Source organism: Intestinimonas butyriciproducens (genome assembly GCF_016901775.1).
In the GTDB taxonomy this organism is placed as follows: Bacteria; Bacillota; Clostridia; order Oscillospirales; family Butyricicoccaceae; genus Pseudobutyricicoccus.
In genome coordinates this window covers 33176-48344 of sequence record NZ_JACJKW010000005.1, presented here as the reverse complement: position 1 = coordinate 48344, position 15169 = coordinate 33176, and the positions used below count along the sequence as shown (strand labels likewise).

Annotated in this window: 14 protein-coding genes; 8 read left to right on the top strand and 6 right to left on the bottom strand. The window is 56.1% G+C overall.

Translation table 11 applies throughout. The features are described 5' to 3' along the window. The first annotated feature begins 204 nt into the window (after nucleotides 1–204). Nucleotides 205–1017, top strand: a complete 813-nt coding sequence (locus H6A25_RS03750; protein ID WP_204750667.1) for a mechanosensitive ion channel family protein — start codon at nucleotides 205–207, stop codon at nucleotides 1015–1017. 52 nt (nucleotides 1018–1069) lie between these two features. On the opposite strand, the gene H6A25_RS03745 is transcribed toward H6A25_RS03750, so the two are convergent. After that, entirely contained in the window at nucleotides 1070–2254 is a 1185-nt protein-coding gene (locus tag H6A25_RS03745; RefSeq protein ID WP_204750666.1) for a M20 metallopeptidase family protein, read from the bottom strand. 286 nt (nucleotides 2255–2540) lie between these two features. Between H6A25_RS03745 and H6A25_RS03740 the strand changes: the two genes are divergently transcribed. Next, the gene (locus H6A25_RS03740) at nucleotides 2541–3992 is read left to right on the top strand and encodes a M20 family metallopeptidase (protein ID WP_204750665.1); all 1452 of its coding nucleotides are present in this window, start codon (nucleotides 2541–2543) and stop codon (nucleotides 3990–3992) included. A gap of 263 nt (nucleotides 3993–4255) precedes the next feature. On the opposite strand, the gene H6A25_RS03735 is transcribed toward H6A25_RS03740, so the two are convergent. Further along, on the bottom strand, nucleotides 4256–5044 hold the full coding sequence (locus tag H6A25_RS03735) for a hypothetical protein (RefSeq protein ID WP_204750664.1): 789 nt from the start codon (nucleotides 5042–5044) through the stop codon (nucleotides 4256–4258). Between the two features lie 139 nt (nucleotides 5045–5183). On the opposite strand from H6A25_RS03735, the gene spoIID reads away from it, so the two are divergent. Then, nucleotides 5184–6218 carry a stage II sporulation protein D gene (gene spoIID / locus H6A25_RS03730; protein ID WP_204750663.1) on the top strand — a complete coding sequence of 345 codons (1035 nt, stop codon included), beginning with the start codon at nucleotides 5184–5186 and terminating at the stop codon, nucleotides 6216–6218. Between the two features lie 72 nt (nucleotides 6219–6290). Then, a complete protein-coding gene (locus tag H6A25_RS03725) occupies nucleotides 6291–7052 on the top strand; it encodes a M23 family metallopeptidase (RefSeq protein WP_204750662.1) in 762 nt (253 codons plus the stop codon). Between the two features lie 55 nt (nucleotides 7053–7107). Here the strand turns inward: H6A25_RS03725 and H6A25_RS03720 are convergent, their stop codons facing one another. Genes H6A25_RS03720 through ychF form a run of 3 tightly spaced genes read right to left on the bottom strand, consistent with a single transcriptional unit; the run spans nucleotide 7108 to nucleotide 9153 of the window. After that, the gene (locus tag H6A25_RS03720; RefSeq protein ID WP_204750661.1) at nucleotides 7108–7308 is read right to left on the bottom strand and encodes a hypothetical protein; all 201 of its coding nucleotides are present in this window, start codon (nucleotides 7306–7308) and stop codon (nucleotides 7108–7110) included. A gap of 41 nt (nucleotides 7309–7349) precedes the next feature. Continuing rightward, the gene (locus H6A25_RS03715) at nucleotides 7350–8066 is read right to left on the bottom strand and encodes a heparan-alpha-glucosaminide N-acetyltransferase (RefSeq protein ID WP_204750660.1); all 717 of its coding nucleotides are present in this window, start codon (nucleotides 8064–8066) and stop codon (nucleotides 7350–7352) included. Then, entirely contained in the window at nucleotides 8059–9153 is a 1095-nt protein-coding gene (gene ychF / locus H6A25_RS03710; RefSeq protein ID WP_204750659.1) for a redox-regulated ATPase YchF, read from the bottom strand. The genes H6A25_RS03715 and ychF overlap by 8 nt, the downstream gene beginning before the upstream one ends. 250 nt (nucleotides 9154–9403) lie before the next feature. Here ychF and H6A25_RS03705 point away from each other — a divergent pair, with 250 nt between their 5' ends. Then, the gene (locus H6A25_RS03705; RefSeq protein ID WP_204750658.1) at nucleotides 9404–10792 is read left to right on the top strand and encodes an MATE family efflux transporter; all 1389 of its coding nucleotides are present in this window, start codon (nucleotides 9404–9406) and stop codon (nucleotides 10790–10792) included. A gap of 53 nt (nucleotides 10793–10845) precedes the next feature. On the opposite strand, the gene yfcE is transcribed toward H6A25_RS03705, so the two are convergent. Beyond that, the gene (gene yfcE, locus H6A25_RS03700; protein ID WP_204750657.1) at nucleotides 10846–11388 is read right to left on the bottom strand and encodes a phosphodiesterase; all 543 of its coding nucleotides are present in this window, start codon (nucleotides 11386–11388) and stop codon (nucleotides 10846–10848) included. Between the two features lie 264 nt (nucleotides 11389–11652). On the opposite strand from yfcE, the gene H6A25_RS03695 reads away from it, so the two are divergent. Genes H6A25_RS03695 through H6A25_RS03685 form a run of 3 tightly spaced genes read left to right on the top strand, consistent with a single transcriptional unit; the run spans nucleotide 11653 to nucleotide 15146 of the window. After that, on the top strand, nucleotides 11653–12333 hold the full coding sequence (locus tag H6A25_RS03695; protein ID WP_204750656.1) for a response regulator transcription factor: 681 nt from the start codon (nucleotides 11653–11655) through the stop codon (nucleotides 12331–12333). Between the two features lie 30 nt (nucleotides 12334–12363). Continuing rightward, nucleotides 12364–13821, top strand: a complete 1458-nt coding sequence (locus H6A25_RS03690) for an ATP-binding protein (protein ID WP_204750655.1) — start codon at nucleotides 12364–12366, stop codon at nucleotides 13819–13821. A 14-nt stretch (nucleotides 13822–13835) separates the two neighbouring features. Then, entirely contained in the window at nucleotides 13836–15146 is a 1311-nt protein-coding gene (locus H6A25_RS03685; protein WP_204750654.1) for a S1C family serine protease, read from the top strand. The last annotated feature ends 23 nt before the right edge of the window (nucleotides 15147–15169 follow it).

Here is a 15169-nt window from a genome sequence, read left to right as displayed (position 1 = left end):
TCCTGTTTTGAAAAAAGTCAATGGCCTTACGCCATGCAGGCAAGGTCTCCGCCCCATGGCAGAGCATCTTCCCTTTTCCCGCTGCTTCTATCATACCGCAGTCTGTGGAACTTGTCCACGAAATCTTGCCAAAAGACTGAATTTTAGTGTATATTATGAAAGAATCCACCGCAATTTTTGGTTGAATCGAAAGGAGAAAAACCATTGACCAGTTTGGAACCCCTTTTTGATACCCTCTCCCGCCTGAGTATAGATACCCTTCTGCGGGGAGCCATTTTCATTCTGGTGGGCTATGTGCTCATCCGTCTGATCCTGAAATTCCTGCGCCGGGCCCTGAACCGCACCAGCCTGGACACCCATATCGCCCACACCCTGATCACCGCCTGCCGCCTGGTGCTCTATTTCATTCTGATCACCATGGTCATGGGACAGCTGGGCATTTCCTCCACATCCCTTGTCACTTTGCTGGGCGTATTCGGCCTGGCTTTGTCCCTGGCCCTCCAGGACACCCTTTCCAACATCGCCGGCGGACTGTTTATTCTTTACACCAAGCCTTTTAAGGTAGGAGATTATGTGGAGCTCTGGGGCGTGGAAGGCACGGTGCAGCTCATCGGCTTCATCCACACCACCCTCACCACCATCGACAACAAGCTGATCTATGTGCCCAACGGCCAGCTGAGCAAGGACAAGATCATCAACTATTCCGCCGAAGGCCGCCGCCAGCTGGAAATGACGGTGGGCATCGGCTATGAGGACGACTCCGCCGCCGCCCGAAAACTGATCGAGCAAGTGGTCACCGCCGATCCCCGGGTTGAACAAAGCGAGCCGGTGTTTGTGAAAGTATGGGAGCTGGGGGACAACGCCGTCATTCTGCGCATCCGGGCCTGGGTAGCGGCCGGGGATATGATAGCTGCCCGCTGCGATCTGTACGAAGCCGTCAAGGACGCTTTGCAGCAAAACGGCTTCCACATCCCCTATCCCCAGCGACAGCTCCATTTTCCCGAAAAAGCACTGTAAAAGCAGCAAAAAGGAGACAGGCCGCAGCCTGTCTCCTTTTTTCATTTCAAAGTTATTTGTGCTCTTTCAGCCACTGAATGGCGCACTGGGTGTACACAGCCGCACCATAGGGCAGGGCATCCTCGCTGAAGAGGACTTTGGGATTGTGATTGGAGATCCGCTTGGTTTTGTCGTCCACGCCGGCGCCCAACCAGAAGATCTGGCTGGGGACTTTTTCGCCGAAATAGGCAAAGTCCTCGGAACCGGTAGCCCGGCTCTTTTTGGGGATCATCCGATCCTCGCCCACCACATCGGCAGCATAGCGCACCACTTCGTCGGTGAAGTCGGGATCGCAGTACATGGCCGGAGAAGAGAAGAGCCACTCCACTTCGGCGTCGCCGCCAAAGACCCGGGCGGTACCCACGCTGATTTCCTCCACACGCTGACGGAGATGATTGATCAGCTCTGCGTTAAAGCCCCGCATGGTGCCGTTGAGCACACCTTCCGAGGGGATCACATTGGTGGCCCCGTCGCCGAAGAGCATGGAGCCCACAGTGAGGGTGCACTGCTCGGCCGGGTTGACCTCCCGAGCCAGCAGCTCCTGAAGAGCCAGATAGATATGTACCCCGATGTTGATGGGGGAGATGCCGCTGTTGGGCGCGGCGCCATGGCACCCCTTGCCCTTCACATGGATGCTGAAACCATCGGCAGAACCCATGGTCAGTCCCTTGCCGTAGTCCAGAGTACCCACATCGGCCATGGAGCCTACATGAATGGCAAAAGCGGCGTCCACATGGGGATTTTCCAGCACGCCGGCTTCGATCATGGCTTTTGCGCCGCCGAAGGTCTCTTCGTTGGGCTGGAAGCAGATCTTCACAGTGCCTTCGATTTCGTCCTCGTGCTCTTTCAGCAGTTTGGCTGCGCCCAGCAGCATGGCCATATGCAGGTCATGGCCGCAGGCGTGCATGGCGCCGGGGTTCTGCGAAGAAAATTCCAGTCCGGTATCCTCGGGCATGGGCAGCGCGTCCATATCGCCCCGGATCAGGATGCACTTGCCGGGCTTTTTGCCTCCGGCCAGCACCACAAGGCCGCACTGGCAGATCTCCTGCACCTGATAGCCCATGTCTTCCAGCTGGGCTTTCACATATTTCACGGTCTCAAACAGCTCGTTGCGCACTTCCGGATGGCGATGAAAATGCCGCCGGTTTTCCACCAGCTCAGGGACCAGCTGATTGGCCCGTTCCAGATATTTGTTCATTGGTCAATTCCTCCCTTTCTGAAAAGGCCCTGAAGGGCCATATTCACCAAACATTATTATACCAAATCTGTCCCTTCAGGCGGTGCCAAAAAATCCGGCCTGTTTTCGTACATTTTGCCCCATCCCCTGTTCCAGGGTCCCCTGTGCAAATCGCCGGAAAAAGGCCCCTTCTCTTCACCGATTTGTCAAAAAGTCCGGAGGGTTATTGAAATCCCCGGAAACGGCGTTTATACTGTACTCGTTGGTTTTGTGTCCCAAAAATTTTATATAAAGGTGGTAATGCCCCATGAATAAGGCGGAAGCGATCCGCATCATCGACGAAAAGCAGGCCCTTTTGGACGATGTGAACGACAGCATCTGGGAATATGCCGAAACCGCTTTCCAGGAATTCAAGTCCATGGATAAGCTCTGTGAAGCGCTGGAGCAGGAGGGTTTCAAAGTGGAAAAGGGCGTGGGGGACATTCCCACCGCATTCACCGGCACCTATGGCCATGGCAAACCGGTCATCGGCCTTCTGGGCGAGTTTGACGCTCTGTCCGGTCTGAGCCAGGTGGGCGGCTGCCCGGAAAAGAAAGCCCTGGTTCCCGGCGCTGCCGGTCACGGCTGCGGCCACAACTGCCTGGGCACCGCTTCTCTGGCGGCGGCCATCGCTGTGAAAAACTATCTGGAGCACAATCCCCAGGTTTCCGGTACTGTGATTTATTTCGGCTGCCCCGGTGAAGAAGGCGGCTCGGGCAAGGCTTTCATGGCCCGGGAAGGCGTCTTTAAGGATCTGGACGCCGCCATCACCTGGCATCCCGCCAGCACCAACAATGTGACCAGCGGCTCCTCCCTGGCCAACTACCAGGTGAAATACCGCTTCTACGGCACCTCGGCCCACGCCGCAGGCGATCCCCATCTGGGCCGCTCCGCTCTGGACGCTGTGGAGCTGATGAATGTGGGCGTGCAGTTTTTGCGGGAGCATATGATCGATGAAGCCCGGGTTCACTATGCCATTCTGGACGCCGGCGGATATTCCCCCAATGTGGTGCAGCCCTATGCCGAAGTGCTCTACCTGATCCGCTCTCCCAAAAACTCCCAGGTGGAAGAGCTGTATCAGCGGGTCAACAAGATCGCCCAGGGCGCCGCTCTGATGACCGAAACCCGCATGGAAATGGAATTTATCAAGGGTTGCTCCAACACCATTCCCAACAATGTGCTGGAAGCTCAGCTGTATGAAAACTTCAAGGAGATCGGCGTGCCCAAGTACACCCCGGAAGAGCATGAATTTGCCCGCCAGATTATCGCCCATTACGAAGCCGGTCCCAACGCCATGGACGGTGCTGCCGGCACCACCAAGGCCTGGGGCAAGGAGCTGGCCGAGTACCAGGCCGAGCACGGCGTCTCCCTCAACGACTTCCTGCTGTCCCTCCAGTCCTATGACAAGGCCAGCGCCGGTTCCACCGATGTGGGCGATGTGAGCTGGAACTGCCCCACCGCGCAGATCCATGTGGTGACCACCGCCGCCAAGACCCCGGGTCATTCCTGGCAGTTCACCTCCTGCAACCGCACTTCCATCGCTCACAAGGGCGTCAATTGTGCCGGTAAGGTCATGGGCGCCACTGTCATCGACCTGATCGAAAACCCGGAGATCATCAAGAAAGCAAACGAAGAGTTCCTGGAGCGTCTGGAAGGGGAAACCTACAAGTGCCCCATCCCCGCAGGCATCAAGCCCCAGGCCATCAACCCCAAAAAATAAACAGAGTACATCAAAAAACGGCTTCCCTCGGGAAGCCGTTTTTTCATGTCGAAAAAGTGACTTTCACCACTTTTTCGAATTTTTGCAAGGGGCTGCGTGCACGCCTTTGGCGCACACTTGTCCCTTGAGAAGTGCAAAAACCGACGCACAGGTCGCCGGTTTTTGCGAATTGATTAAGGGTAGTACACAATTTCCTATGACGATGCAGCTTTTGGACAATCTAAAATAATCGCTTTTCCAGGAAAATCTATTTTGACATATTTTTATTTTTCTCCCAGCTGGGGCAGGCGCAGGGCCAGGAGCCAGGCACTGGTGAGAAGCAGAAAGGCTCCCAGAGACAAAAGATCTCCCACGGTAAAATGAATATGCCCCTGGGTGAAGGCCGGCAGCAAATTGTCGCTGCACAGCACGGTGACCAGCAAATAGATGCTGCTCAAAGAGGCAAACAGCACCAGCCGGGGCCGATTCTTTCCAAAGAAAAAGGCCACTGCGCCATACAAAGTGAACATCACGGCGATATAAGCAAAGAGCTCGGTGGCAAAACTATACACCAAGGGGTTTGCATTGTTGTCCCGATAAAACACCAAAAGGGAAAAGGCGCTGTAAAACACAGGAAGAAGCAGACACACTTTGGCCCCTTCTCCCTCTTTGTTTTTGGCCAGCAGCCCGGCCAGAAGACCGCCGCCGCACAGCAGCGCCGCCAGAGCTTTCACCAGTGTGAGGGCTTCGGCATTTTCCCCGGCCAGGGAGAAAAAATAAGCACCGCCGGACAGCGCAAAGAGCAGCGCCGCCCCCACTCCCAACAGCCGGTAGCCCATGGCCCTGGGGCCTTTGATTCCCACTTTGCCCTCTTTCCCCAAGAACACGCCGGCCGCCACAAACAAAATCTCCACCAGGGCTGCAAAAATATAAATCCCGTAGAGCCAACTGTGGGAAGAGGCGATGCCGGTCTGGGGGTCCACTGTTTTTTCCACCATCTGATACCGGAAAAAAGCGGTGATGAGTCCTGCCGCCAAGGGGGGCAAAAACAAAAACAATTTCTTTATTTTCATGGTGAAATACTCCTTCTTCTGGGTCTTTCCAATACTGTGAGCAGTACCATCATAGCACAAAGGCTGCAAAAAGAACAGGGATATCTGCCTTCCCACCGGAATAAATATGGGAAAAGGACCTGGAAAGGAGGAACTTCCCATGAAACGATCCCTTCTCACAGCCTGTGCTGCATTGGCGCTGGTTTATGCCCTTCCCCTGTGCACCCTGGGGCTGGAGGACGGCGAAAAAGAAGAAACGCCCCCCGCTTCTTTCCCCACAGAGACGGTGGCCCAGCCTGCTCCCGCCCCGGAAGAAACGGGAGAAAGCTACGATGAACGCATCCACATCACCCTTTTGCGGGACGGACAGGTGGAAGAACTGGCCCTGGGAGATTATCTGGAAGGTGTGCTGGCTGCCGAGATGCCCGCCAGCTTTCCCCTGGAGGCGCTGAAAGCCCAGGCGGTGGCCGCCCGGACCTACACTCTCTACAAACTCAACGCCTATGAACAAGGGGTAGCCATCCCCGATACTCACCAGGGCGCTCAGCTCTGTGATGATTTCACCCACTGCAAGGCCTATGTGGATCTGGAAGAAAACCAACAGACCCTGTGGGGGGATGAGGCCCAGGAATACCGGGAGATCATCCGGGAAGCGGTGGAAAGCACCGACGGCATGGTGGTCACCTATGAAGGCCAGGCCATTGCTGCTGTATTCCACGCCGCCTCCAGCGGCAAGACCGAAGATGCGTTGGATGTATGGGGCCAAAGCCACCCCTATCTGGTGAGCGTGGACAGCCCCGGGGAAGAAGCCTGTCCCAACTACTACGGCACCGTTTCCATCACCCCCCAGGAGTTTGCCGAAAAGTTCTGGGAAAAGCATCCGGAAGCCAACTTCAACGATCCTCCTCAAGGCTGGTTCCGGGCTTCCCAGCGCAGCCAGACCGGCGGGATCATCCATGTGCTGGTGGGAGGCGTGCGGGTGAGCGGCTCTGAGATCCGCACTCTGTTGGGACTCAACTCCACAAACTTCACCCTCCAGGCCAGCGACAGCGCCCTGGTGTTTTCCACTGTGGGCTATGGCCACGGCGTAGGCCTGAGCCAATACGGCGCCCGGGAGCTGGCTCTGGAAGGCAAGACCTTTGATGAGATCCTCAAATGGTACTATAAAGGCACGGAAATTTTGCTGCAAAATTAAAACATTTCTCTCCGCCCCATTGGGTATACTCCCTCCCAGGGAAGGCAATACTACAGGCGGAGGTGCTACAATATGCAGCAAAAACATTCGGGATTCATGGAAAAGGCATCGGACTTCGTCTCCGGCAAAGGATTTTACATAATCCTTGCCCTGTGTGCCGCGGCCATCGGGGTATCGGGTTATGTATTGTTCTTCACCGGAGGAAATCAGGAAGAAGAAAGCCAGCTTTTGCAGATCAGCAGCCAGGTGGACACCCTTCCCAAAACACCGGAGATCTCCCAGCCGGAGGAAGAGGAAACCCTCCAGCCGGAAGAAAGCACCGCTGAGGCACCTGTGCCCCTGCCCCAGGAGGAAGAGGCCGCTCCTTCCTCCCTGCCGGAAGAGGATGTGCCCGCCGCCCAGACGGAAGCGCCTGTGGCGGAAAAATTCATCAATCCGGTACAGGGCGGCCAGGTGCTGCGGGGCTTTTCCGGCGACACCCTGATTCAGGATGAGACCATGGGTGACTGGCGTGTCCACAGCGGTGTGGATATTGCCTGTGAGGATGGCGGACAGGTCACCGCCATGGGCGACGGCACTGTCACCGCTGTTTTCCACGATGACCTTACCGGCTACTGCGTGACCATCGACCACGGCAATGGCATTGTCAGCACTTTGCGGGGGCTGATGAAAAACGCCACAGTGGAAGAGGGCGATACGGTGAAGATGGGCGATCTGGTGGGCGGAGGCGGCAGCACCATGACCACCGAAAGCGCCATGGCTCCCCACATCCACCTGGAAGTGACCCAGGACGGAGCCTTCATCGACCCCATGACTTTGATCCAGGGAGAATAGGGCATAACAAAACGGGAGAGGACCATAGGATCCTCTCCCGTTTTCCATTGCATTTTCAGGAAAGATACCGGCCGGCGCCGCTTTCTTTTGGTTCTCTTTTCTTTTTTCTCCGGGGCCGCATCCAGATCAGGCCGCAGATCAGGCACACCGCTCCGGCGGCATAGAGATAAACCTGCCGGGAGATGAGGGCAGACACCAGAAACAACACCCCGGCCAGAAACAAAATCAAACCGGAAATATGGATGGAAACATTCATCGCTCACCCCTCCTCTGTTTCAGCTTTTCACACAGAAAATGCTACTTCCCGCAAAGCTTCACCAGCAGCAGGGTCAGCCCCATGCACACCGGCTGGTGGAGCAGATAGACGATCAAGGTATGGCTTCCCACCTTTTCCAGAAAAGGCAGGCGCACACGGTAAAACCAAGAGGGCATCTTTCCCCTTTTCACAAATCCCCCCAGCCACACGCCGAAAAGGTACATAAAAAACCAGGGCAGCAAAGGGTAATAATCCGCCGAAGAAAACTCCGGCCGGCGGAAACCCAGCCACCAAAGGCCATACGCCCCATAATAGGGCTGTGTCAGTGCCCGGGTCAGGAAGAACAGCACAAGGCACAGCACCGGATTGGGTGGAAACCGGCGCAGCACCGGAGCCAGCAGAGCATAGAGCAGCGCTGCCGTCCCCAGGAAATGGAGAATGCCAAACCGGATGGCCTCCTGAGGATCAAACCAGAATGTGACGGCGCTTACCGCCAACGCACAGGCCAGAATCCGCAGGCCCCGGCGCACATTGCTGTGGGAAAAGGTGCTGGAGGCCCCGGATATGGCCACAAACACCGAAGCAAACAAAAGCTGCAAGGCATCCAGCAAGGGATTGTACAGCACCCAGGCGGGGATCAGGCCATAAAGCACCAGGTCGTAGCCCCAGTGGTAAAACACCATCAGAAGGATGGAAAGCCCCCGCAGCACATCCAGGGCATAATACCGTCTTCCCTTCTCCCCTTTTGGATTACACATTGAACCGGAAGAGGACCACATCCCCATCCTGCATCACATAATCCTTGCCTTCCGAACGCACCAGGCCTTTTTCCTTGGCGGCGGCAAAGGAACCGCATTCCATCAGTTTTTCATAGGATACCACTTCGGCCCGGATGAATCCACGCTCGAAATCGGTGTGGATCTTGCCGGCAGCCTGGGGCGCCTTGGTTCCCTTGGTGATGGTCCAGGCCCGCACCTCCGGCTCACCCGCTGTCAGGTAGGAGATCAGCCCCAGCTGATCGTAGCATTCACGGATCAGGCGGTCCAGACCGGATTCCTCAAAGCCCAACTCGGTGAGGAACATGGCTTTATCCTCCGCAGACATTTCGGAGATCTCGCTTTCCAGCCGGGCGCACACCGGCAGCACCTTGCTGTTTTCGGTGGCGGCATACTCCTCCACCGCCTGGAACAGAGGGTTACTCCGGTAATCTCCAGCGATATCGCTTTCATCCATATTGGCGGCGTAAATCACCGGCTTATAGGACAGAAGATCGCTGCCTTCGATGATCTCCCTCTCCTCGTCATCGCATGCAAAGGTACGGGCGGTGTTGCCCTCTTCCAGGTGCTGACGCAGCCGGGTGAGCACTTCCACCTCATGAGCAAACTTCTTGTCCCCCTTCAGGGCTTTCTGGGCCTTGTCGATCCGCCGGTCCAGCACCTCGATGTCGGAGAGCACCAGCTCCAGATTGATGGTGCCGATGTCCCGCACCGGGTCCACGCTGCCGTCCACATGGATGATGTTGCTGTCCTCAAAGCAGCGTACCACATGAACGATCACATCCACCTGACGGATGTGGGAGAGGAATTTGTTTCCCAGCCCCTCTCCTTTGGAAGCGCCCTTGACCAAACCGGCAATATCCACAAATTCCAGGATGGCCGGAGTGATTTTTTTGGGATGGTAAATTTCTGCCAGCGCATCCAGCCGTTTGTCGGGCACATTGACGATGCCCACATTGGGATCGATGGTGCAGAAAGGATAGTTGGCCGACTGGGCCTTCAGGTTGGTCAGTGCGTTAAAAAGGGTGCTCTTGCCCACATTGGGCAGGCCCACGATTCCGAGTTTCATAATAAAACCGCCATTTCTCCCCATGGATCATGTCCGTTTCCTCCCGGGGGCGGAGGGGACTTCGTAAGGAATATTATACCGATTTGCCCCCTTTTCGTAAAGGGGGACGGGGGATTTTCTCGCCCTTTCATCCTGTTTCTGCCGGTTGCCCCCTTGGCTTTACCGTGCTATAATGTTTTCATCATAAAATTTTTACGGTTCGCGCCCCGCTGCTTTTGCCCCGGGACGCCCCAAAGAAAGGGGATCGATTATGGCAAAACGCAGCTATGAAGTGGATATGTGCCGCGGCCCGCTCCTGGGCAAAATCCTGATCTTCGCCTTCCCACTGATGCTCTCCGGCATCCTGCAGCTTCTCTTCAATGCAGCAGACATTGTGGTGGTGGGCCGCTTCGCCAGCAGCCAGGCCCTGGCCGCCGTGGGTTCCACCGGCGCTTTGATCAACCTGATCATCAATGTGTTCATCGGCCTTTCGGTGGGCGCCAATGTACTGGTGGCCCGCTACTACGGTGCCGGTGAAAAAGAACAGGTGAGCCAGGCGGTACACACCTCGGTGCTCCTCAGTCTGCTGTGCGGCGTGGTTCTCATCGCCGTGGGCGTGCTGTTGGCCCGGCCTCTGCTGGAGCTGATGGGCACCCCCGACGATGTGATCGATATGTCCGCCACCTATATGCGCATCTATTTCTGCGGTATGCCGGTAGTCATGCTCTATAACTTTGGCGCCGCCATCCTCCGTTCGGTGGGCGACACCAAGCGTCCCCTTTATTTCCTCATTGTGGCCGGACTGATCAATGTGGTGCTCAACCTGTTTTTCGTCATCGTCTGCGGCATGGATGTGGATGGCGTGGCGCTGGCCACCGTCATTTCTCAGGTGGTTTCCGCCGGTCTGATCCTTCTGTGCCTGATGCGAATGGAAGGTCCCTGTCATCTGGATCTGCACAAGCTGCACATCTACAAGGACAAAATGTGGCAGATCGTCCGGGTGGGCCTGCCGGCCGGACTGCAAGGATGTATCTTCTCCATCTCCAATGTGCTCATCCAGTCTTCGGTCAACTCCTTCGGCTCGGTGGCCATGGCGGGCAACACCGCTGCCAGCAACATCGAAGGCTTTGTCTATAACGGCATGAACGCCATTTATCAGACCGCCCTCAGCTTTACCAGCCAGAACTACGGCGCCCGTCAGTATCACCGGATCAGCCGGGTGATGCGTCTGTGCCTGGCCCTGGTCACCGCTGTGGGCCTGGGCCTGGGCCTCACCGCCGTGCTGCTGCACACCCAGCTTCTGGGCATCTATTCCAGCGATCCCCAGGTGATCGCCTATGGCACCATGCGGATGCGCTTTGTGGCTACCCTCTATTTCCTCTGCGGCATCATGGATGTGATGGCCGGCGTCATGCGGGGTATGGGCTATTCCATTCTGCCCATGATCGTCTCCCTCACCGGCGCCTGCGGCCTGCGTATTTTGTGGATCTTCACCCTTTTTGCTGCAAACCGCACCTTGTCCATGCTCTATGTTTCCTACCCGGTGTCCTGGTTCATCACCGCCCTGGCCCATCTGGGCTGCTATTTCTGGGTGCGCCGGAAAATGCCCCGGGAGGATGCACCTCTTCCCGAACCGGAACCGGTGGCTTCCATTCACTGATTTCTCAGATCATACCATAACAAAAAAATCCCCCATCCGGGGGATTTTTTTGTTTAGAGGCTGCGGCTCTGATAGGTTTTCCCGTCCAGGTCTTTCCAGCTCAATGTTCCCTCTTCCAGGATCATATAGCTGTGAGGGCTTTGTTCCTTGGGAATGGACACCGAGCCGGGATTCAAAAAGAGCAGCCCGTTTTCCTCCTTGGCCATGGGCACATGGGTATGCCCCATCAGCAGCACATCTCCCGGCTGCAGCGGCGGCAGGTTCTGGGGATTGTATACATGGCCGTGGGTGGCGTAGATCAGCCGGTTTCCCTGGCTCAGAACGGCATAGTCGGCCAGGATGGGAAAGGGCAGCACCATCTGATCCACTTCGGTGTCGCAGTTTCCCCGCACGCAGAAGATCCGGTCTTTATAAGGGGTCAAAAGGGCGATGACCTCCTTGGGGGCATATTCCGGGGGCAGATCATTGCGGGGGCCGTGGTAGAGGATATCCCCCAGCAAAAGCAGCCTGTCTGCTTCCTCCTGTTCAAAACGCTCCAGCAAGCGGCGCACATACCCTGCCGCCCCATGGAGATCGGATGCGATCATCCATTTCATCTCAAACCCTCCTTTTTGTGGTTCTGTCTCCCCGATTATACCCGCTCTCCCCCTCCCCTGCAAGTCTATCACCGGGAAAAAGCCCTCTGCGGCCTCAATTTCCCAAAGATTAGTTTACATTTTGTTAATGCAATCAAATGGGATACACATTATAATAAAATCAAGCGAAAATGCCACCCTTCCACTTTTTCGGGAGGTTCTTTTTATCCTTTCGCCCAATTCATCCCCGCTGGAACATCCAGCGGCGGGAAAGGAGCCTTTTTTATGGCAAAAACACTGCTGATCATCGAAGACGATGGAAATATCAGAGAACTTCTCCGCCTGTATCTGGAACAGGAGGGCTACACAGTGGAAAGCGCCTCCGACGGGGCTGAGGGCCTGCGGGCCTTCAAGCGCATTCATCCGGATCTGGTGCTTTTGGATGTGATGATGCCCCAGATGGACGGCTGGCAGGTGATCAAGGAGATCCGGGCTGTTTCCAAAACCCCGGTGATCATGCTCACCGCCAAAGGAGAAACCTTCGACAAGGTCTCCGGCCTGGAGCTGGGAGCCGACGACTATATCACCAAACCCTTTGAAATGCGGGAAGTCATCGCCCGTATTCATGCGGTCATGCGCCGCTTCGACGACGATGACGCCCCGGCCAAGCTGGAATACGACAACCTGATCATCGACAAGGAAAGCTACAACATTGTGGTCAAAGGCCAAAAAATGGAAATTCCTCCCAAGGAGATCGAGCTGCTTTATTTCCTGGCCTCCTCCCCCAATCGGGTATTCACCCGTTCCCAACTGCTGGACGATGTGTGGGGCTTTGATTACTTCGGCGACACCCGCACAGTGGATGTACACATCAAGCGCCTGAGGGAAAAACTGTCGGGCGTCAGCGACAAATGGGAGCTGAAAACGGTATGGGGCGTGGGCTATAAATTCGAAACCAAAAACTAATCATACCCAGGATGGAAGGGCGGTGAGCATGTGAAGGGCCTGAAAAGTATTTTTCTGAAAAACTTTATCATTTACTCCCTGGTGGTCATGCTCAGCTTCACCGCGTTGGGCGGAGCCTTTATCTATCAGATCAGCCGCTATGCCGCCGAAGAACGGGACGCAACCCTGAATACCGCGGCCCGGCGGGCCTCTTCCATCACCACCACCTATATGCAGACCGCTCCCAATATGATCGGCTCCAGCTTCAGTCTGCAAACCTACAATGATATGTACCGGGCCAGCATTGTGAATCTGGCCGAAAACCTGGGGGGCATCCTCTTTGTCTGTGACAGCCAGGGAAAACTTCTGTTCTTTGCCACCGGCGAGGGCTGCTATACCCATGAAGATGTGACCCAGGTCTCTCAGAACGCTGTGAAAGCCGTACAGGACGAGGGGCGTTTTTCGGAAATGGGCAATTTTTCCGGTCTCCTTACCTCTCCCCACTACACTTTGGGCATCCCCGCCTCCGGAGAGGATGGACAAATGCTGGGCATGGTCTTTGCCTCCCTTTCCGCTGACTCTTCCCTCAAGCTGTTCATCAACATTTCCAGCACCTTTATCCTGATGATCTTCATCGTCTTTCTGGTGGTGCTGGTGGTCACCTATGTGATGGTGGACAGCACCGTCCGGCCATTGAAAAACATTGCCGCTGCCGCCCGGAATTTTGCCCACGGCGATTTCAGCTGCCGGGTGGCCGTGCCCAAGCGGCGGGATGAACTGTATGCATTGACCATCAGCTTCAACCACATGGCCGATGCCATCGAGAATATGGAGACCCAACGGCGGGACCTCATCGCCAATGTGTCCCACGATCTGCGCACGCCCATGACCACCATCGGCGGCTTTATCGACGGCATCCTGGACGGCACCATCAAGCCGGAAAAACAGGAATACTACCTGAAGATCATTTCGGAGGAAATCCGCCGTCTTTCCCGTCTGGCCAACAGCATGGTGGAGGTTTCCCGGCTGGAATCGGGAGAGCGGGCCCTGAACAAAACCACCTTTGACATCAGCGAAATGGTGCGCCGCATTGTGCTTGGCTTTGAAAAGCAGCTCACCGATAAAGAAATCGACCTGACGCTGGACATCCCGGACAAGCTGGAGATCTCCGCCGATCATGATGCCATCTTCCAGGTGGTCTACAACCTGACGGACAACGCAGTGAAATTCACCGATCAGGCGGGAAAAATCATCATCTATCTGTCGGCCAAAGGCGGCAAGATGCAGATGAACATCGTCAACACCGGCCCCGGCATCGGCCCGGAGGCCATCGACCATATTTTCGAACGCTTTTACAAAGGCGACCGGTCCCGTGGAAGTAAAGTCACCAGCTCCGGCCTGGGCCTTTATATCGTCAAGACCCTGGTAGGCCGTCATGGCGGCGATATCTACGCCAAAAGCGGCGACGGCCAGACCGAATTTTGTTTTACCATCCCCACATCCCTATGAGGTGAAGATTGCCTATGTTCCATCGCCACGATCCCCAGGATTCCCAAGACCAGTTCCAGGAACACACCCCTCACTATTATCGCAACGCTGCTTCTTACCGCAGCTATGAAGAGGTGTTGGCCCAAAAGCGCCGACGGGCCCGTCTGCGCCGGGGCTGTGCCGTCTGCGCCATTTTGGTGGCGGTGGGCGGCGCCGGAGGGTATCTGCTGCTGCGCAACGATGCAAACCAGGTCCCTTCCAAATCGGCCGAGACCGATCTCTCTTCCGGAGGCGGCCTTTCTGCCGTTATCAATGGCGTCGGCTCCCAGAAAGAAGAAGAAGAAGAGGCGCAGAAAAGCACAGAGGACTCTGCCTTCTCCATGGAAATCCAGGAAAAGCCCGAAAGCAGCGATGGCGGATTTGTGGTAAAAGATGTGAGCGATGTGGTGCAGAAGGTGCGGCCCTCCGTGGTGGGTGTTATCACCGAAAGTTTCCAGACCTACTCCACCAGCAGCACCGGATCGGGGATCATTTTGTCGGAGGACGGCTATATTGTCACCAATAACCATGTGGTGGAAGGAGGCGACAGCATCGCCGTCACCCTGGACGATGGAGAAACTTATGCGGCCGAACTCATCGGCACCGATGCCAAAAGTGACATTGCCGTGCTGAAAATCGAGGCCAAAAATCTGCCGGTTGCTGAGTTTGGAGATTCCAGCCAGGTGGAAGTGGGAGAAGCCGCCATTGCCATCGGCAATCCTCTGGGGCTCAATGGCACGGTGACCGCCGGCATTATCTCCGCTGTGGACCGGGAGATCCAGGTGGGCAGCAGCAATATGGTTTTGCTGCAAACCGACGCTTCCATCAACCCAGGCAACAGCGGCGGCGCCCTGCTCAATGAATACGGTCAGGTCATCGGCGTCAACAGCGCCAAAATCAGCAGCGAAGATTCCGAGGGCCTGGGCTTTGCCATTCCCAGCAACACCGTGGGGCCCATTGTGGAAGAGCTGATCGACAAGGGTTATGTGTCCGGCCGCCCCCTCACCGGCATCAGCGGGCGCAATATCAGTTCCCTGGCTGCCGCCTTTTATAACATTCCCCAGGGAATCCTGGTGGATCAGGTGGCGCCGGAAAGCGATGCCGCTGCCAAGGGCCTGGCTGCCGGGGATGTGATCATCGGCGTGGATGATATCCGGGTGGAAAACATCTCCGACGCCTGCACCCTGCGGGACGAACACAAGGCAGGCGATACCATGAAGCTGACCTTCTATCGCCAGGGCATCACCCATGAGATCAACATTCAGCTGATGGAAGAGACCAACCAGCAATCAAATTACGATTTTTAAACATTGTCAGCAGCGCAAAAAGG